The sequence below is a fragment of the Psychrobacter sp. T6-4 genome (assembly GCF_052258425.1).
Lineage (GTDB): Bacteria > Pseudomonadota > Gammaproteobacteria > Pseudomonadales > Moraxellaceae > Psychrobacter.
The window spans coordinates 15,035-34,305 of sequence record NZ_JBQQEZ010000020.1; the positions used below are offsets into that span (position 1 = coordinate 15,035).

The following is a 19,271-nucleotide window of genomic DNA, read 5'->3' on the forward strand; positions in this document are numbered from 1 at the left end:
CTGCTATCTCTAGTTTTTAATTGATTTCGAAGGGTTTTATTTAACTACTTTAGGCGGAGTTACCAGTGGAGGCGCGCCTTTAAAGCGCAGTAAACGTAACGCATTGAGAGTAACGAGCACTGTTGCTCCAGCATCAGCTAGAACCGCAATCCATAGTCCAGTAATGCCGAATACGGTCGTGATCAGAAAGACGCCTTTGAGACCTAAAGCGAAAATGACGTTCTGATGAATGTTGCGCATGGTGGCACGCGAAAGTGCAATCAGATGGGCCATGTCTGTAACACGACTTTTTAATAATGCGATATCGGCCGTCTCAATGGCCACATCGGTACCACCACCCATCGCGATGCCAACATCAGCGGTTGCTAGTGCTGGCGCATCGTTAATACCATCACCCACCATCGCTATTTTGCTGTTATTCTTCATCTCGTTAAGCAAGCGCAGTTTGTCCTCAGGCAACAGCTCAGCTTCCCATTCCACGTCTAAATTACTGGCAAGTGCTTGAGCGGTTAAGCGGTTGTCGCCTGTTAGCATGACGGAGCGCACACCCATCGCTTTAAGTTGAGCCACACCTTCATGAGCGTCGTCTCGTAACTCGTCTCTTAGTGCGACCAATCCAAGCACTTCTCGACTTTGCTCATCGAAAAGAACTGAGACGGTCTTGCCCTCATTTTGCAGCGCCTCGATTTGTGCCTGTTGCTCGGCTGAAATTGATGCCTCATCTGCGGCATAAACAGGCGAACCGATAGCTAGCGCGCGCCCAGCGATAGTTGCGTGTACCGCTTTACCCGCAGTAGCAGAAGCTTTAGAAGCCACAGGTATGACAACTTTGGCGGCTTTGGCATGACTGACAATAGCTTCAGCAAGCGGGTGACTAGAACCTGTCTCCACACTGGCAAAGAGCGCCAATACCTTATCTTTACCTTGAGAACCCTGATCCTGAGAATCCTGACCTTGAACACTTGAATACTCTTGTGTAATGTCAACAACATCGGTCACGCGTGGTTTGCCTTCAGTTAAAGTGCCTGTCTTGTCAAAAGCGACTGTCTTCACTTGGCCGATGGTTTCTAAAGCACTACCGCCCTTGATCAGCAAGCCGCGGCGCGCACCGACCGCTAGACCAGAGGCGATAGCAGCTGGTGTTGAGAGCACAAGAGCACAAGGACAAGCGATCAATAATAAGGCTAGACCTCGATATAACCAAGTTGACCAATCTCCGCCCATGGTTAACGGTGGGACGATGATAATTAGGGCGGCAATAGCCATCACAGCCGGTGTATAGTAACGACTGAATTTCTCAATAAAACGGGCAGTGGGTGCTTTGGAAGCTTGCGCTTGCTCTACCAAATCAATAATGCGCGAAATAGTGTTATCGGCGGCTGTCTTTTCTACGCGCACTTGGAGCACACCATCGATGTTAATTGACCCTGCAAATACATTGTCACCCATCGTCTTGGCAACAGGAACAGACTCTCCCGTCACGGGCGAATCATCAAGGCTGGACGCACCTTGAACAATGGAACCATCAGCAGATACCCTATCTCCAGGACGCACCAGCACAAGGTCATTCACTTGTAGTGAAGTCGCTGGAACGTTACGCTGCCCACCTTGAGCATCAAGTAAAATCGCACTTTTCGGAACCAGCGATGATAAGGCTCTGATGCCAGCGCGAGCGCGATCAGCAGCGATACTCTCAAACAGTTCACCGATTGAGAACAAAAAGACAACCGCTGCGGCCTCTTCAGCTTCACCAATGATAAGTGCGCCAAGCACGGCGACGGACATCAGCGTTTCAATTGAAAAGAATGAACCTGTTTTAGCCAGTGCTAAGGCTTTGCGTGCAAATGGAAAAACGCCTACAATCACAGCGATGGCAAACACCCATATCCCATAAGCGGGGAACAGTAGTGACAGTGCATAAGCGCTGCCCATCAAAATACCGAGACCAACAACCTGTTTGCCTTTTTGAGTTTGCCACCACCGCTTATCCTGCGGAGCCATCTGATTGTCGCTGTCAATATCAATAGCCGATACAGTTTGTTGACCAGTATTGGCAGATATACCGAACCCTAGGCTTTTGATGGTTTTTTCAATATCACTAGCCTGAGTCGGCGCATCAGGGGCCAAGCTTAGCTCTAGCGTTTCTGTAGCAAAATTTAGCTCAACATCAGAAACCCCAGGCATACGTTTCAAAGCTGTTTCAATCTTGCCGATGCAACTGGCACAGTCCATACCTTCAATATGATATTTCATAATAATTTACCCTTTGAATAATGATATTATGAACCCTCTAGTGGCTTTAGAGTCAAGGTTATTTATCTACAGTTTCGTAATTTTAATTTCTCTAGCGCTAGTCTTTACAGCCACTTTAATTATTTAAATCATAGAGGTTGTTATGACAATCAAAATTGGTGAGCTCGCTAAACGCACAGGTGCCACAGTAGAAACCATTCGCTATTACGAAAAGGAGCACTTATTACCCGAGCCTTTTCGTAGCGAAGGGAATTATCGTTTATATAATGAAGAGCACATTGAGCGTCTACAATTTATCCTACATTGCCGTACGCTCGATATGGCTTTAGATGATGTGCGAATCTTACTTGAATACTGGGAGTCGCCTGACAAGGACTGCGGCGATGTGAATAACTTGCTAGATGAGCACATTCATGCTGTGGAAATACGAATGGAAGAACTGATGCACTTAAAGCATCACTTGACCGTTTTGCGCCAGAAATGTGCAAGTAGTGCACCAGCGTCATCATGTGGCATTTTAAACGCGCTTGTCGATAACTCCTGTCATGAGTAATGATATCAGTAGTGTTCATTTCTGACGGATCAAATCATGAAAGGTTAAATACGCCCTGATGTTAAGCACAAAAAAACCCAGCAATGATATTAAGATCACTACTGGGTTGGAGGAAATAACAACTATGTTGTGCTGACTTAGAAAGTCTTATTTATCATTCATAGCAAGGTGGATATTACGATCTGATGCGGATGCGTCATCCACGTATTTTGAATCGCGCCATGTCGTATAAGCATAGACACCACTGTATGGGCTGATGCTGTTCTGACGGAAATCAGAAATCCAATTTTCGCCATCAAATATTTGGATATGGCCATGCGGGCGCTTTGATGAGCGATCATAGACAATAACATCACCTACTTGGGTTGGCATATCATTACTGATTTTGCTAAAACCTGCTTTATCAAGCGTGCCACGAGTGGCGTACTGATAGGCTGAAGGATTGGGTGTAAATTCATAACCAGCTGATTGTAGTGCTTTACGTACGTAACGGGCACAATATCCAGAGCTGCCAGATAAAGCCACTTTTGAGGCGCGAGCAGCAGCGATAGCGGGGGCTGAATTGCTGTCAGGAACCTTATTGACTTGCTGCTGTTGTTTTTCAGCGTATAAGCGGCTGTTTAATGATGAAAGCTGATTCTCTTTTTGCTTGGCCTGCGCACTTAGGTTGCTAATTGCTTGACTAATTTCATCATTATTAGAAACATAAGCACCACTTTTGGTGCTATAGATGTTTTTTGATGAACCGTAGTTTGATGCCACAGAAGTATTGGTGATGGTATTATTTGTTTGAGAGATTGTGATAGCAGCACCACTCGTTTGTGCTATGCCCATACCCAGTACTGACAAAATCAATAAAGCCTGTTTCATAAATCTAATACCTACGGTTAATTCAAAATCGTCTGTTATCAACAACAGCGCAGTCAATTAAATCTCAACAACACAAGTATATATACGTCATAGTGACTGATACTTCTGCTGCATATTATTCATATAAAAAATAATTATTGGCGATCACAGCTCATTGAAGTCTTACGAAGCTGTTACAAATCAAGCTGCTGACCAAAACACAAAGCCGACTTTAGCATAGGCTGTTTAGCCTGTCATCACCCTTAAAAACCCCAAAAATACTTTTTTGATGTTGAAAAAATTGCTAATATCCCACATTTTACAATGTAAGTTTGTGTAACATGTACAGAATATAGCTGACTAGATTGACCACAATTTCTACTGTTTTATAAGCAAAAAAACGTCTGAGGGTTAAATCTATAATTTAGATTTAACCCTCAGACGTTTTTCTATTGGATGAAGTAATTACCCTATATAGGGTCTAACTAATTATTAAGATAATATAATAATTTATAATATTAATATAGATGCTAATTCCCTACTAGCTTATGTAATATTACGTAATTGTTTCGATACATCCTGTATATTCTTGTATTAACCCTTAGTCATTTATCTATTTTAAGGGTTAATAACCGATAAATTCGCTTACATTGTCATCAAAAGTTACAAATTCAAAGTTATTTTTAATTTTAAAGTCGCAATAGCTAATGAATTTTTTGATGAAGAATCATTTTATAAGCAATAGAACAGTCTTATACCTACCTCATTTACTTTTAACGCTAACACTATAATCAAAGTATTCTTAACTGCTAACACACTATAATTGCTGCTCTACCGATTCAATATCAGCATAAACTTGGGTTGTCCCGTCTTTATTGAGCTGCATAACCTGATAGGGCATGAATTTATTTTGATACTCCATACCTGGGCTACCAATAGGCATGCCAGGTACGGCAAGACCCATAGCTTGTACTGGCGGATTTTCTAAAAACTGCGCCATATATTTAGCGGGTACATGACCTTCAAAGACGTAACCATCCGTAGTGACTACAGTATGGCAAGAACGCATTTCATTTGGAACGCTGTAGCGCTCTTTAAATACGGCTAAGTCCGCAACATCTTGCGCGGTTGCACTTAGACCATTATCTTCTGCATGACTTATCCATTCTTTACAGCAGCCGCAATTGGCATCTTTATAGACAGTGGCTGATACGTTTTTTAGTAAGTCTGGTTTACTTACTGATGTCATCATAGAATTATTTATAACGTTTGGTTCAGCTGTCTTTGGAACAGCCAAAACATCTTCAGTTGATGCCGATGTTGTGCTTGCATCAGATACGCCACTACTCGGTTGGCTACAAGCAAATAGTGATGAGGCGGCAAGTAATACTAACGTACTACGCAACCCCTTAGACAGATAACGATTGAATATAAGACTGGATTTTATTTTTAAGGGGGTCATAGTGCTCTCTCATGTACTGTAGATATTGTGAGCTATAGAAGGTCAAGTAACACTTCATATCGTTTGGTAATGTAGCATAATAACCCATCAAACGGAGTACGTAAATTTATCCATTGAGCAGTGCGGACTGGTATCATAAGCAGTTTTCATTTTGAAATGCTGCCTGTAGTATTAACAGGTCTATCCGAGTTTTGGATTTTGACTAAAAATTCAAAACTCATAATTTTGGATAATTTGCGATGCGCCTGTCTACTATTAATCTACAAAAGCGTTTGAGTACTCACTCAAATCAATTACCGCTATGGTTTACGCTAGTAGCAGCATGGCTTGCAGGGGCTATTTTTTTATTTGCGCTAGCGCCTCATGGGTTCTGGCCGCTAGCAATAGTGTCACCAGCGATTTTATATGCGCTGTTGGTACCAAATATGAGTGGTCGTCGCGCTTTTATTATCGGTGAAGCTTACGGTATGGGGCTATGGTGCGTCGGCGGCTTTTGGCTCTATACTGCCATCCATGATTATAGCGATACTCCAACGTGGCTCGCATTGATTATGATTGGATTGATGGGTCTCGGTATGGGACTGTTTCATGGATTTTTAGCACTAGTCTTTAACCGTATGGTAGGCAAACAACCCTTTTCATTTGCTGCTCTTTGGGTGCTACAAGAATGGTTAAAAACTTGGTTATTCACAGGCTTTCCGTGGCTATTTGTTGGTTATGCATTTACTGAAGAGTATTGGTTATCGTCCTTAGCACCCGTTGCTGGTGTTTTTGCCGTCTCTTTTGTTGCCATACTATTGGCTGCAAGTTTAGTAGAGCTACTGCTTCGACGCAGTAGTTATGCCGTCGTTTCTGTACTGTTATTAGCCATTAGCACATCATTATGGCTGGTCAATCCGCAATGGACAAAACCTAAGGGCACACCTGATCTGTCAGTGTCATTGATTCAAGGTAATATTTCACAAGATATAAAGTGGCTGACGCAATATCAAGTAGAAACGCTAAAGATTTATGCGAAGTTAACGCGCACTGAGTGGGGACGTGATGTGGTGGTGTGGCCTGAATCATCTATTCCGATGTTTCAGGATGAGGCTGCGGGCTTTATTAGTGAAATGATAGAAATGGCCAATGCGACCAATACGACATGGATAACTGGTATCCCTTATAAGGATAAAGCGGCATTCAATGCCAGTACGGATAAGTATCCCCCATTTTACAATAGCGTGATTGCTCGAGGTGTAGAAGCGGAAGGCCTATACAAGAAGCAGCGTCTAGTGCCTTTTGGAGAGTATATTCCATTTGAAGGCGTGCTCGATATTTTCCCAAGTTTGGCCGGTAGTCAGGATATTAAGAGCTATAGTCGTGGTAGTGATCAGCAGTCACCGCTAAAGGTGCGTGAACACAATATAGGGACGGCTATCTGTTATGAGGTAGCTTATCCAGATACCACGCGTAAAAATGCCATCGATACTGACTTTTTGTTGACCGTCTCTAACGATGCCTGGTTTGGCACTTCAGCAGGACCATTGCAACATTTGCAAATGGTACAAATGCGCGCGCTTGAGAACGGGCGCTGGTTTATTCGAGCGACCAATACTGGTGTTACCGCTATCATTAACCATAAAGGTCGTATTGTAAAACGCGCACCGCAGTTTGAGCGTACTGTACTACGTGGTGAGATACAGGCACGGGTTGGTAACACGCCCTTTATGCTTATGGGAAATTATCCTATCTTGATAATAATAACCCTGTTATTACTAATAAGCTATTTTGGCAAAGGTCTAACCACACTTAGAAGACGAGGGTAATAGTAAACTTAATCATAATAATTTAAGGGGCTGTCCTAGATAACTAGTTCAAACCCTGTTTAACCCATTGTTTTAATTGTAGTAATTGCGACTTTGGGTCACTGTGATTAAAACGCCACTCACATTCCTTTAAATAGAGGTGAAAATGCTCTTTTGGAACCCCGTTAAACTTACGTAGATGCCGTTTAGCTTGGTTCCAGAAGTTCTCTATACCATTAATGTGATTCTTGTCATTAACAAAGGTTTTGGAGTGGTTGATACGATAATGAGTAAACTCACTGACATCTAATGCGTTATAGCTTTTAAATGAGTCAGTATAAACAATGCTATCAGGCTTAACTTTTTCTCTTATGATGGGGATCAAAGTATCTGCTTTAGCATTGGGTATAATACAAGCGTAGACCTTGCCATTACGCTTTAATAGGCCAAACACGGGCACTTTGCTACCAGCACCTCGCCCTCGCTTGCCTTTACGAGTTCCACCAAAGTATGATTCGTCTACTTCGATTTCGCCTTCAAATAGACCAGGGTCTTGACTATTCTCGTAAATAAGCACTCGTAGCCTATGAAAGTAATAACTGGCTGTGGTTTTATTAACACCAATTAGGCTTGCTGCTGTTCTGGCGGTAGAACCGGCAACAAATAACTCGATGAGTCTGCTTTGTTTATACCAACTTAGTTTACTCTTTCTCATAGTGCTATCCTAAATAATTTTATTTATCTAGGACAGCCCCTAATTTAATCAGCGTAAGTTTTTTATTTTTTCTAGGTAACGTCCTAACGCACGTAAATATAAAAGTTTTAAACTATTGATCACATAAGAACTGATTGAAAAAATTATGTTGACATAAGGCACGCGCCTCATACTTAAAAAGAGATAGCTATATACGGTCTATCATCTTTTAGTTGATACTTTCATTTAATGCACGCGATTTTTGATTGTCATCTGCCTTAGTACCAAATTCAATAGTTGCATGTTGTATATTCTGATGCGCCAAATCTTCCTTGATGTTTTCTTTCATAGTAATAGTCTCTTCAAACGTTATATCGGTCTTCGGTACAATATGAACTGTAAGAGCATTCTCAGTGGTACTCAAAGCCCAGATATGTAAATGATGAAAGTTTTGAATAAAATTATAGCTCTCTAAGATAGCAGTGATTTTACTGAGATCAACATTTTGAGGTACTCCGTCGATAGCAAGCTTGATACTCTCTTTTAGTAGACCCCAAGTCGATAACAGTATAACGACTGAAATAATCAAGCTAACTAGAGGATCAACGATATTCCAACTTGTATAGTAAATAATAATGCCCGAGATAACGACACCTACAGAGACCAATGCATCTACCATTAGATGCAAGAAAGCACCTTTGACATTAATATCGTCTTTTTGACCTTTGTAGAATGCAAAAGCAGAAACAGTATTTATAAATACACCTATTAGAGCTGTAATAATAATAACTTTTCCTGCAACTTCCGGTATCGTATCAAATCGACCCAAGGCCTCATACGCAATACCTATAACGATTGTAACTAACAATATGGCGTTAATAAGAGACGCCATTATAGAAGCTTTTTTGTAGCCATAGGTATAAAGCGTAGTAGATGCTTTCTGTGCTAATTTCATTCCAATTAACGAGATTATTAAACTGGCAACATCACTTAAGTTGTGGCTAGCGTCTGCGATTAAAGCTAATGAATTAGTTGAGTAGCCCACTATAAACTCGATGAGCGTAAATGCAGAATTTAGACCAATCCCAATATAAAAAGCTTTATTCATATTTTTAGGGTCTGGAGCTTGATGACTGTGGTTATCTGAATTACTCATAATTTACCCTTGTTTAGGTTGCTGCATTTTATTAAAGGTAGAAAATAAGTTTATTGCATATTTTCTATATTGCACAGTCAATATTGCTCTAATACCGTAGACCCACTTATTTTTATCAATAAACTGAGCCACAACTTGATTGTGTGTCCTATCTCTCCTTGGGCGAAAAAAGCGGATTTTACTGTAATCTAACTGGCTTACGTAAGCTTCTTGTTCTCATGTTCAAGCTCTTTAGTATGTGTAGCTTAGTCTTGAATGTTGGTTAGTATAGTTTCATTAGTGTGCTTTTTATGACATGACCACATAAAGGTGTAATCGTTTAATGCTTCAATCAGCATACGAACGGCGCGTTCTTTAATCTCAGGAGTGTAGGTTTGTCTTTTCATTATCGTATTCTCTCAGAAAGATGATTTACCGCTTCTTAACAGCGCGTGTAAAACCTTGCATCTGACGACTAAGCCGGTCTTCATAGTAAACTATCCCAGTATTGTCAGAAACTTAACGTCTTGTGAGGATGTACTAAGTGCTAACTTCAAAATAATTGAAATGCTTACGCTAAATGACGACAAGAAAAGCCTAAGCAATCTAACGAAGAATCAGATATTAAAAACCTAATCTGTATGACAAATAAAAAAATGCCTCTGGGAGTTGACTCCCAGAGGCATTTAGTTTTAAATGTAGATAACGGTTACAGTGTGTTGACGCACCCTGTAACGAACAAATAAGCACACAGACTGCGTTATTTGAACAGCATTAAATGCCCGTATAGGTGCATTTTATCCAAAATCTGCTTTCATATCAACTCTATTTGCTATACATTTTAAAAACTGCTTGTTCGCTCGTTACATTTTCGTGCTGCTCTCTCTGTACCCGTTACCCGTCAAATGGGTGGCAGGCCTCGGTGACGACTGCGTTTGACATAAGGGTGAGCTCCCTACAGGGGTGACTAGACAAAGGATCAGAGCAACGCAATGAGTGGTTACTTGTGCATATCGTAGCGGTATATTGGGCGAACGCCCTTGCTAGCGTATGACAGCACAGTAGCGGTTATGAGCGTGTCTAGGCGGTGCTATCAGCCGTAATCATAACAGCCGTAGCTTGATACAGTGATACGGTCTTGATGACGCGATGGGCGATGAAGTCGGCATGACTAATCACATCAAATTCAAGGAATGCACTAAAGTGTTTGTGAGTATTTTTATTATACTCATAATTGCTTTAGGGTGAGTGTTCCTTGAAATCTGCTCAAGGCTCCAAAATCAGCATAAATTCACTTAGGCTAATTTAAGTAGTATATAGCCCACTAGGCTATATACTATGAGAGTTCAGAGAAAAATTTAGAATATTTATTATACAACCATCATTTATTCAGTGAGTCGATATTGTCATGGTGGATTCATAAGCTTAGTGTGAATAGAACGGGATTGACTTATTTATTGTTAATTGTCTCTCGCATCTTTTCAATCTCTGCAGTCAATGAGCTACTCTTTTCCTGTTCTGATTGATAGTTAATTGAAAGCTCATCATACTGCTCACTCAATGCAGTGTGCTCAGTACTAAGCAAAGTTCTCTCATGATTTAACGTGTCGTGTTGCTTAATCAGTAGCTGATGATCTGCTTCAATCTTAGCTTGCTTTTGAGTAAGCTGCTCATTAATCCCTGATAACTTATCACGTTCAGCGATTATGGCCTTTAACTCTCCTTTCACTTCTGCTGTAAGATTCGTTATCTCGTTGCGCTCAATAACGACTGTCTTTAGCTCATCCTTAGTTGCTGTCAGTTCTGTTTGCAGACGCGCGATCTCTGCTTTATCGCTATTAGCAGTGGCTTCAAGCGTGGCCACCTTCGATATGTTGGCACTCAGCTCTTTTGATTGCTGATCAAAACTGCTACGCAGGTCACCAAGTTGGGCCTGAGCTGCCACTGTTTTAGCTCGTTCAAGTTCTAGCTGGTGCTGAGTATCGCTGAGTGTCTGTGTCAGCACATCCCGTTCAGCAGTCACTTGAGCCGCGGTGATAGCCGTTGCCTCTGCAGTTGCTGTGACCTCATCGAGCTGTTCTAACAAATCAGCCTGCTCACTCTCTAGGGTCTTAACCGCTTCTTGAGCTTCATCTGTCTCAGCTTGCGACTTGGCCTTAATACTCTCTAGAGCCTCCCGTTCTTTAACCAGACGATCATTGGCAATATCAATGGCCGTCTGCCACATATCCGCACCAAGCGTTTGTAAGCGTTCAGTGATACCACTTGGTAGCTCAACCTGTCTTAGCTGCTCTTCTTGTTGGTTATCCTGACGCCAAGACTTCATAGCTTCACTGATGGTCGTGAATGATCCACCACCCAGCGCCTTACGCACTTCGGCTAAAGTAGGTTTGATACCTTGTTCGTGCAGTTGATCAGCAATAGCATGAATTTGCTGTGTAGTAATGGCCATAATTATTGTCCTTAATTTTGTATGAGTAAATATGTAGCGTTTGTAGTATTTTTTATATAGTATAATACAATATACAACATACTACAATATAAGGCTTAAAAAAACCTCAAGTAATCTTGAGGTCACAATCATTAGATTAGGGCTAACGATCAGTTAAGTACTCTTCTAGCGCATTACTATCATTTATTAATGATTAGCGCCTGTTTGCTTGGTTTTATCCTTAAATTTGGCAATGATACTGGCCTCAGTAAAGAACGCTTATGGTTTAATACTGCCACGGCTAACACCTGACCAGTCGGTGACTTCTGGAATGTCTGATAGATCAATGTCGTCATCATTAAGCGTTGCTAAATGCTCTAAATCTACTTGTTGCTTGGCCGTTAGTGGTGGTAGCTCGTCTATTTGATAACTAACTTTGTTCACACTGGCTCCCTTTCATTTTTTTGACACGTCTAGCTGAGATAATGCGTATAACCTCACCATTATCTATTTCTGTTTGCGTATGGGCTACCAATAGGACGGCGGTACCGTCTACTGTACCCAGCGCTTGCCACTGCTTTTCATCATTTTCATACCTGTCTTGCTGACGCAGGCATAAAAGGTCTAGAAAAACTCGGGCGGCTGCCTCAAATAATAAACGGTGCTTACGCTGATTGGTGTTTTTTTTGTTCATCCCATTCAAATCTAATACTTATCTGTTCTCTCTGTCAGTATGCTCTTTATAGATTAGCAATTCATCTTGACTGACAGCTGTTACTTTCTGGTATTCAAAAGATAGCGGTACTTGATTGGTTTGCGCCACTTGGGTCAAGAACAATTTAATCGCTTGAGACGGCGTTAGACCATAGCTTTCAAACACGGCAAAAGCATTTTCTTTTAGCTCTTGATCGAGCCTGATATTATAATTAGTTGTCGTCATGGCATTACAAATGGCTTATCTGTGTACATATAATATAAACCATTTGTATAGACAGTACCAGATTAATCACTCTTTTTTCTTTGCTATGATTTTTGCTTAGGGAACGTATAACCTACCGCCAGCAAATGCTTTTTATGGGTCTTTAAAAAAGCTTCATCTCTTAATTGAGTGTGTAACCAGCTGATCACTTCTTGGGTACTTTTTCCTGAAGGCGCATAGCTACCAAATGGGGCATAGTTAGCCAATAGAGGCGCAAAACGGTCGATCTGTTTGACTGTTAAGGATGGTATATCTCTATTCTCATTATTCTGATTTAAGTCCTCCAGACTTTTTTTCTTGGTGGGCTTAGCTTTTACATTAAATTTTAGTCCTGTGACGGTACGACCACGTTTGACGTTTTCATAGGTGATTTTAATATCTGACTTTTCTGTTATTTCTTCAACGCTTGGGTTGATGACTCGACTTTTTAGGTTGTTAATACGTTCGTAAGATTTAGAAAGAGCTAGCTCCTCTCTAATTTCTTCAAGTGACATTGTCCACGAGCTCATTGCCTCATGTTTTTTGGCCAGATGGTATATATCTATTGAATATTCACCCTTCAGTTTAAGTACATCTTCTTTTTTATATTTAGTGAATGGATTATTTTCATCAAAAACCTTCAACATCAGTAGCACTTCATCTGTAAAACATAGAGACACATAGCCATCTTCATATATTGATCTGATGACCCACTGTACATTGACACGGCTACCGCGTTCATTTCTATAGCTAAAAAATCGCCTCATCATCGTTTCACTAGCATCTTTTAATTGAGTATAAGCAGAATCCACTTGAATGTTGCAAGCCTCTGCAAATGCTTTCGCGGTTATCTCTATAGTGTCTTTTTCAGTGGCATCTATCAAACGCACTACTGAACTAGCAAGCAACAGCAACCGTTTTTCATCAAGTGTCATTTCATAAAACGCTTGTAGAATACGATTTTGCATAACAACCCAATTTGCAGGGTATTTCTTCTCATATAAACCAACTTGGTTAGTCATATCTACGCCTTAATACTCAAATCTATCTAATTGTAGCATAATACCTGCTGATTGTAGCTTTTAACCTAGCTGATTGTAGCTTTTAACCTAGCTGATTGTAGCATTAACCTAGCTGATTGTAGCTTTATAGATCTTGAAGCCCTTAACTGGTAAGGTCTGAGAGCTTCCTAAAAGTCTTTAAAAATCTTTAAAAGTAAAAAATATGTTTTTATATTAAATAATAGGAAAAAAGCTCAAGAACTGACGGATTTGAGATGATAATATGAGCGACCAATCACTTATAGAACTGTTCAGTAGCTCAAAACGCTATGGTCAATTTACTCGGTATCAATCTTTATTCTCATAGTTCGGATTAAGCTTTGATCTTTGAAAATCTTCAAAAGCACGGTCAAAGATATTTTGAATGTCTTCATCTGTCATTCTGGCCAACGCTGTTTTCATACTCTCAGTATCAGTCTCATTTTTTGTAGATAACTTGTCTTCATTTTCAATAGTCATTATCGACACCTCTGTAAACACATCTTAAAGCATTGCTAAAACGCATAAAAAATACTCTTATATGCGTTCTACGCTCTGTTCGATACGATGGTAGCTAAAGCTATTTTAAAACGCTTAAAACAGCTAAAAATCGTCTTCTAGCATTTCGCTAATTAGAAGACGATTCAGTTGTACTGATGAATAGGCTATTGCTAACAGTAACAGTTATTGAGCTGCTGAATCGTCATCAAACAATGAACCGTACTCACTATCTTGATTGTCTTCATGTGAAGTAAAACTGCTTGATACCATCTTAGCCTCACCTTGCATCTTATGAGCAATTGACTTTAAAAACTCACGGTGCTTTTTCAAACGGACATATTTTTCATTATCGTGTGCGTCTAAAAAAATAGCTTGCAGTTCATGATTATCATCATCGTCTAATGCGTTGGCCAACCACTCCCCCAATATTTTATGTGCTTCAAGCCTGTCCTGATCAATCTCTTTTTTAAGAGCCTGTAATTGCTTAATCTTATTTGCAAATAAATCATCTGATATTACTGACATTACCCCATCCTTTTTTTAGCCAACTATGATAGAGTTGATCCTAGCAGTACATACATAGGTATGCAAGGTAGTAAAATACACAAGACCACATCGTTTCGTGGGCGCAGTAGTATTTTAACCCTCTGTTAAGAGCGAACTTAGGAGTTTATGTAAAAAAGACCCACAAGGGGTACTATTTTTTTACATAAACTCCGTCGTTCGGCAGGGGGCGAACCCCCTACAACCCCCAAAAAATCATCTCTCAATATTGGGTTTTTTTGCTATGAATAATAAAGGGTTCCATTTGTCGGTTAGCGCCGTTAGTAAGGCGAAAAATCATAGCGTGGTGGCAAAGTCGGCTTATAATTCTGGCTCAAAACTGGTTGATGAACAGTCAGGAGTCGTCCACGATTACACCAGTAAAGCTAAAGACAAAATCTTAAATTTAGTGGACAGTGATGGTACTAAATACACTCAAGTTATTGAGAAAAATGTAATGCATACGGCGTTGATAACGCCAACGCTTGCTGGGGATCTAGCCGTGACACGTGAGGGTTTTTGGAATGATATCGAACGCATTGAGACTCGTAAAAACGCCCAATTGGGTACTGAGATTGATGTGATGTTTCCTGATGGGATCACCGCTGATCAGCGTATAGTTTTGGCCGAGCGCTACGCTCAAACCTTATCTGATCGCTATAACGTGCTTGTCGATGTAGCCATTCATCGGCCACACAGTCACGAGAAACATGTGGGGGAGGTTGAAGTGGTTGAGCTGACCAGTCGTAACTTTCATGCCCATATTTTACTCTCAAGCCGTGAGATAGTAGCGGATGTTGAGGGTTATGCTTTATCAGCACGCAAGAATTGGTTGCAGTGGTCAACGGAGGAGCGTTTATCTAAGGGGTTAAACGGGCGCGGCGATGAGCTTAAATATCAACGCACCCTTTGGGCGGATATGGCCAATGAGCTACTGCCTGAGAATAAAACCATTAGTGAGAAATCTTACCGTGAGCTGGGCATCAGTCGTTTACCAAAAATGAAACTGGGTAAATCACTATATAAGGATATTCTCAAAGGCAATCGTTCAGTGATTCACGAGTACAACGAGACGATTGATGAGATCAATGCTTACATTGAAAAAAATGGTTTAGTAATTGAGTACGACGACAAGGGACGTATTGACCTAGAAAGCAATGAACAAGAGGTTAACGGCGTCACAATACATTATAAAAAGCGTAAACCCTTTGCGCGAATTGAGCTCAGTAACATCCGCTTTGTAGATCCTGCCGCTAAACTTGAACCCGCTATTCCTAAAAATAACAGTCAGACGCATAGTGATGCGGCCAATGATCACGCACTTGATGAGCTTTTAGCAATCTCAGCCAACTTTGTGAGTCAAAAAAAGATGGTACGCAGCGCCTTATTTTCAACCATTGATGCGCTGCATGAAGAGTTAGCGCACCAGTCTAAACAGATTATTACCATTGATAAAAACATTAAGAGTACCCAGCGGTTCACCGAGGAGGTGGGACAGGATTTTAGTGAGCCCCGCCAAAAAATGATTGAGCTTGCCAGGCAGATAAGCACAAAAGAGCAAAGTGAGGCACTAAAGGCGGCTTTAGCGTTGGTTGAGGAGTTTAGACAAGATGATACCCTACAAACAGGCCGCGCTGTTAGCCGTCTTGAAGAGCAGCTGTCACAGATTGATAAAATGGTGCTGAACAATAAAACGGTTTTAAAAAAGCTGATCCCGCTTAATAATGAAGTCATTGCTGACTACAAAGGGTTGAAGGCCACGCTAAAACCCTTTGCCGCAAAGCTGAATAAACTGGCGACTGGCTTTAAAGCTCTTGATGAGATTGATATTGAAAAATCCGACTTATCCTTACAGTGGGATCAAGCGTTTTCGGATCTACAAGATATAGACGTCACCAATAACATGGACACTTATCATAAGTTTGCCGCATTTGCAGATCTGGATGTTGAGCGCTTTAAAGCGCTTGAGCAAGAGCGTGAGGCGCTGCGTGCTCTTAAAGCGGTAGAGATAGATGATACCGCTGAGGCACGTTTGAAGATGCTTGTATCTGATGTAAAGACATTTAAAACCGCCAATAATGAAGACATCAAACAATTAAAGCTGCAAATCAATACCAGTCAAAAAACCTATCAGCGCCTATCGCCGTTTTATGAGCAGCGTATTGCCCTTCTTGATCAAAGTGAAGCGGTGATTGTGCAAGATGATGACTTATACGATGAGATTACCCGTACCAAGACCACTCAATTGAACGCAGATCGGCTTGATGACTGGCGCAACCGTACGATGAGGCTTCAGTACCAGCTCAACAAAGCACATGAGCAAGCAGAGCTTAAGAAAAAGGCTGAGCGTGCACGAGAGGAAGCAGAGAAGCGGCGGCAAGAAAAACAACAAAAAGAGCAAGATGCTACTGCCCTTGCGCGTACCCGACAGGCAGAAGTCAAGGCGTATCAGAGCAGGTTTGATAATATGCTGGTACGGGTTAAAGACCGTATTGATAAGATCGACTTTAAAGCGATTGATACTACTGCCACTGTGATAGAGGTGGCTGAAAAGTTAGCTGCTGAGGCCCTCGTTTTAAAAACGCTTCAGCATACTGATAACGTCACCGCGTTGCAAAAGCGTTTGCGAGACACGGATGCAGAACGGGTGACGATAGACAGAGATACATCGGTACAGACACTATTACAAGCGCTCGGCACGCTTCCTAGCGACCGTCATAAAATTGATACTATAAACGCGCTTAATGAGCGTTTTGAGCAGGTTCCTGACATCCGCGTGGGCACGCAAAATTTAGCGCAAATCTTGGCCGCACAAGTGCTGGATATAGACAAGGCTATTCAAGAAAAAGCGCGCCATTACTCGTCACCACGCCCATTTTAGTTGTGATGATTACAATAATGAGTACTTACTATGAATAAAAATGACCGCACTGAGCAAGACATACACGATCAACTTGTTAACCTAGTGACTTCATTGACTCCGGTCATTGGGGCCTTGCGTGAGCTGATTAAGCGAGCCGATGATGCGGTAGCGAGGCGGCTTGAGCGTTCGCTTAGCGGTATTGATAGCAAGGTGAATGAGGTGTCTTCTGCCATTGAAGAATTAGGTAGTAGCGCAAGCACGACTTCGCAGGCATTGAGTCAGTATCAAGAACTCGTGTTAAAGCAGCTACAAGCGGCAGTGACTGCTTTTACTGACAATGATATGCCGCGTCGTTATGATGACAAAATAGCGGGCATCATCACCGATATGAAACAGCAGATTGATACGGCTGTAGAGTCGGTCGTCACTGCTAAAAACGATAGCATAGAGGTACAAATCAGTACCATGCAAGGAGTTGCTGATAAACTTAGCGCAAGCGCGGACAATCTAGCCCTATTCACCAATCAGTACCAAGCTGGTCATAAGCAGATTATTGAAGATATTGAGACCTTTGAGACCACCACCAAAACGCGGATTGAGCAGGTCGAGGCTAGAGCTAGTAAAGACTTGGACAAAATTTATAAGTCCATTGAGACTATGAGTATTAAAAGGATTGCAGCCGTTGTCGCAGCGGGTACGATGGCTGTGATAATAAGTTTGGTGGCCCTGGTATTTTGGTATGTGCCAAGCTTTGATGAGATTGCAGAGATGAGATACCAGCAAGCAGAGCTACAGCGCGGCATCGATGAGCTTGAAACGGGGTGGAAGCAGGCATTTGATAACGCTCAAAGTCAGCAGATTATTTTGGCTTGTGATGTTAATGAAGCGCAGCCTGATGCAATCAGCTGGTGCGTTAGAGCAGACAGTAAGAGTGTTTTGAGAGATGAGAGAGGCTTTGTTTATTATAAAATAGCTGGGGTGCCGCGTGCAGAGCCGACTGAGTAAAGGCATATGGTAATAGTAAGCCATATTGCCCAAAAGTGCGTCTTCTGAGACATATAAGACTGAAAACAGGCTTGTTTGATTGTCGTTATCTTTGTCTATATCAAAAAGCCAGATAATGACACTTTATCTGGCTTTAAGGGTTATTGTTTCTTGTTAAACAAGAGGTTTGTAAATATAAGCTAAAGCCATTACGCTGCTTGGTTAGTGTGAGCTGTGACCAACTCTATAAAAGCAGTTTCAAGGGTGCTTAACGCATAATCGTCAACGATAAGACCGTCATCTAGCTGTCGTTGCACCCAGACATAAACCGCTTCATCATTATAAAGAATGGGGTCAACACCAAGTAGGGTTGCCAGCTGTACGCCTTGCTGTATTTGTAAGCTTAATAACAGCTGAGAGGCTAACGTTTTAGTCTGTTCACTAAACCATGTGCAGCTATTGAGCCGAGATAGATTGTTATTCATTGGTATTCTCCTATAGACCATTATATACATATAATAAATAAAATGACTTACTACAGGTCAAATTATACCTATATTTTAATCTATTGCAAGAGAAAATAACCTTCTGTAGGTCTTTTTATTCGTTTAAAGACAATCACAGCTCATGACAACGTTATTTATGCTGGTGACTCACTGCTGTCCTCATTTATGATTTCGTATAAATCACCAACATTGATTCTAAGATAAGTACATAAAGACTCGATGACATCTAGATCAACGCGGGTGGCTTCTTCATGATACATGCGAGTAATGGTGCCACGATTGATGCCAGTATCTCTTGAGATATCGGCAATTTTAAGGCGTCTTTCACCCATGATGGTCGATAAGTGACACTTCACCATAGTGGTTCCCTCATTCATATTAGTGGTTTTTGATTGGTGAGCGGATTATAACGAATATGAGCGGCTAAAGTATTGCTTTTAGTAGCTCATATTGATACTTGATAGCTACACTTTATATGTTAGCAGTCAGTTTACTGGGGCATCTCAGTCTTTGACAAATTTATGCAGTTTTATGAATATTATTCACATAGAAATTCAGTCGATATCAAAGATATAGTTATTTTTTAAAAATGTTGCTATTCATCTAACTATTGAGTAAAGTCTTAATAATACTCAAATACTCAAATACTCAAATACTCAAATACTCAAATACTCAAATACTCAAATACTCAAATACTCAAATACTCAAATAC

19 protein-coding genes are annotated in these 19,271 nt (G+C 41.1%); 4 read left to right on the forward strand and 15 right to left on the reverse strand.

Going from position 1 to position 19,271, the window contains the following annotated elements:
• Positions 1-36: 36 nt before the first annotated feature.
• Complete coding sequence (locus ACTXGE_RS12020; protein WP_011513680.1) at positions 37-2,253, reverse strand: heavy metal translocating P-type ATPase; 2,217 nt, start codon at positions 2,251-2,253, stop codon at positions 37-39.
• 142 nt (positions 2,254-2,395) lie between these two features.
• On the opposite strand from ACTXGE_RS12020, the gene cadR reads away from it, so the two are divergent.
• Complete coding sequence (gene cadR / locus ACTXGE_RS12025) at positions 2,396-2,806, forward strand: Cd(II)/Pb(II)-responsive transcriptional regulator (protein ID WP_025643920.1); 411 nt, start codon at positions 2,396-2,398, stop codon at positions 2,804-2,806.
• A 147-nt stretch (positions 2,807-2,953) separates the two neighbouring features.
• Here the strand turns inward: cadR and ACTXGE_RS12030 are convergent, their stop codons facing one another.
• Together ACTXGE_RS12030 and ACTXGE_RS12035 are read right to left on the reverse strand one after the other, a co-directional pair.
• Complete coding sequence (locus ACTXGE_RS12030; protein WP_198336923.1) at positions 2,954-3,676, reverse strand: CHAP domain-containing protein; 723 nt, start codon at positions 3,674-3,676, stop codon at positions 2,954-2,956.
• Between the two features lie 796 nt (positions 3,677-4,472).
• A complete protein-coding gene (locus ACTXGE_RS12035; protein WP_082894290.1) occupies positions 4,473-5,117 on the reverse strand; it encodes a DUF411 domain-containing protein in 645 nt (214 codons plus the stop codon).
• Between the two features lie 239 nt (positions 5,118-5,356).
• On the opposite strand from ACTXGE_RS12035, the gene lnt reads away from it, so the two are divergent.
• On the forward strand, positions 5,357-6,925 hold the full coding sequence (lnt, locus tag ACTXGE_RS12040; protein ID WP_068039556.1) for an apolipoprotein N-acyltransferase: 1,569 nt from the start codon (positions 5,357-5,359) through the stop codon (positions 6,923-6,925).
• Between the two features lie 43 nt (positions 6,926-6,968).
• Here the strand turns inward: lnt and ACTXGE_RS12045 are convergent, their stop codons facing one another.
• From ACTXGE_RS12045 to ACTXGE_RS12090, 10 genes are all read right to left on the reverse strand, one after another.
• On the reverse strand, positions 6,969-7,619 hold the full coding sequence (locus ACTXGE_RS12045; protein ID WP_193011467.1) for an IS1595-like element ISPssp3 family transposase: 651 nt from the start codon (positions 7,617-7,619) through the stop codon (positions 6,969-6,971).
• A gap of 208 nt (positions 7,620-7,827) precedes the next feature.
• Positions 7,828-8,754 carry a cation diffusion facilitator family transporter gene (locus ACTXGE_RS12050; RefSeq protein ID WP_114701933.1) on the reverse strand — a complete coding sequence of 309 codons (927 nt, stop codon included), beginning with the start codon at positions 8,752-8,754 and terminating at the stop codon, positions 7,828-7,830.
• 245 nt (positions 8,755-8,999) lie between these two features.
• Positions 9,000-9,140, reverse strand: coding sequence for a hypothetical protein (locus ACTXGE_RS12055; protein ID WP_156410079.1), 141 nt, complete (start codon positions 9,138-9,140; stop codon positions 9,000-9,002).
• A 1,043-nt stretch (positions 9,141-10,183) separates the two neighbouring features.
• Positions 10,184-11,185 (reverse strand): DNA-binding protein, encoded by a 1,002-nt coding sequence (locus tag ACTXGE_RS12060; protein ID WP_114701934.1) that lies wholly within the window; start codon positions 11,183-11,185, stop codon positions 10,184-10,186.
• 258 nt (positions 11,186-11,443) lie between these two features.
• Entirely contained in the window at positions 11,444-11,608 is a 165-nt protein-coding gene (locus ACTXGE_RS12065; protein WP_156410068.1) for a hypothetical protein, read from the reverse strand.
• Positions 11,595-11,858, reverse strand: coding sequence for a BrnT family toxin (locus ACTXGE_RS12070; protein ID WP_226949371.1), 264 nt, complete (start codon positions 11,856-11,858; stop codon positions 11,595-11,597). Before ACTXGE_RS12070 ends, ACTXGE_RS12065 begins: the two co-directional genes overlap by 14 nt.
• A gap of 18 nt (positions 11,859-11,876) precedes the next feature.
• Entirely contained in the window at positions 11,877-12,104 is a 228-nt protein-coding gene (locus tag ACTXGE_RS12075; RefSeq protein ID WP_114701935.1) for a type II toxin-antitoxin system RelB/DinJ family antitoxin, read from the reverse strand.
• Between the two features lie 83 nt (positions 12,105-12,187).
• Entirely contained in the window at positions 12,188-13,144 is a 957-nt protein-coding gene (locus ACTXGE_RS12080) for a replication initiation protein (RefSeq protein ID WP_058368520.1), read from the reverse strand.
• 327 nt (positions 13,145-13,471) lie between these two features.
• Complete coding sequence (locus ACTXGE_RS12085; RefSeq protein WP_162799535.1) at positions 13,472-13,642, reverse strand: hypothetical protein; 171 nt, start codon at positions 13,640-13,642, stop codon at positions 13,472-13,474.
• Between the two features lie 204 nt (positions 13,643-13,846).
• Complete coding sequence (locus ACTXGE_RS12090; RefSeq protein ID WP_114701936.1) at positions 13,847-14,188, reverse strand: hypothetical protein; 342 nt, start codon at positions 14,186-14,188, stop codon at positions 13,847-13,849.
• Between the two features lie 262 nt (positions 14,189-14,450).
• On the opposite strand from ACTXGE_RS12090, the gene ACTXGE_RS12095 reads away from it, so the two are divergent.
• The gene (locus tag ACTXGE_RS12095) at positions 14,451-17,087 is read left to right on the forward strand and encodes a MobA/MobL family protein (RefSeq protein ID WP_443543611.1); all 2,637 of its coding nucleotides are present in this window, start codon (positions 14,451-14,453) and stop codon (positions 17,085-17,087) included.
• 30 nt (positions 17,088-17,117) lie between these two features.
• Positions 17,118-18,074, forward strand: coding sequence for a hypothetical protein (locus tag ACTXGE_RS12100; RefSeq protein WP_443543613.1), 957 nt, complete (start codon positions 17,118-17,120; stop codon positions 18,072-18,074).
• Between the two features lie 188 nt (positions 18,075-18,262).
• Here the strand turns inward: ACTXGE_RS12100 and ACTXGE_RS12105 are convergent, their stop codons facing one another.
• Together ACTXGE_RS12105 and ACTXGE_RS12110 are read right to left on the reverse strand one after the other, a co-directional pair.
• Complete coding sequence (locus ACTXGE_RS12105) at positions 18,263-18,538, reverse strand: hypothetical protein (protein ID WP_201608773.1); 276 nt, start codon at positions 18,536-18,538, stop codon at positions 18,263-18,265.
• Between the two features lie 155 nt (positions 18,539-18,693).
• Positions 18,694-18,918, reverse strand: coding sequence for a helix-turn-helix domain-containing protein (locus tag ACTXGE_RS12110; protein ID WP_057758779.1), 225 nt, complete (start codon positions 18,916-18,918; stop codon positions 18,694-18,696).
• Between the last annotated feature and the right edge of the window lie 353 nt (positions 18,919-19,271).